The following is a 266-nucleotide window of genomic DNA, read 5'->3' on the forward strand; positions in this document are numbered from 1 at the left end:
GATTGCTGCGGGTTGGGCTGACGACGAGGCCACCCTTCCGCTTCTGCGCGACCGAGCTACCACCGACGATCACTATGACGTGCGGCAGGCGGCGGTCCGGGCGATCGCTGCGGGTTGGGCTGACGACGAGGCCACCCTTCCGCTCCTGCGCGACCGAGCTACCACCGACGATCACGATGCCGTGCGGCGGGCGGCGGTCCGGGCGATCGCTGCGGGTTGGGCTGACGACGAGGCCACCCTTCCGCTCCTGCGCGACCGAGCTACCA

The 266-nt window shown here is 70.7% G+C and carries 1 protein-coding gene; it reads left to right on the top strand.

Translation table 11 applies throughout. The annotated features are described in order from the left end of the window. Positions 1 to 79: 79 nt before the first annotated feature. A partial coding sequence (locus MXD59_RS24660) for a HEAT repeat domain-containing protein (protein WP_248826968.1) occupies positions 80 to 266 on the top strand: 187 nt, incomplete at its 3' end.

Source organism: Frankia umida, from assembly GCF_023242945.1.
GTDB classification, from domain to species: domain Bacteria; phylum Actinomycetota; class Actinomycetes; order Frankiales; family Frankiaceae; genus Frankia; species Frankia umida.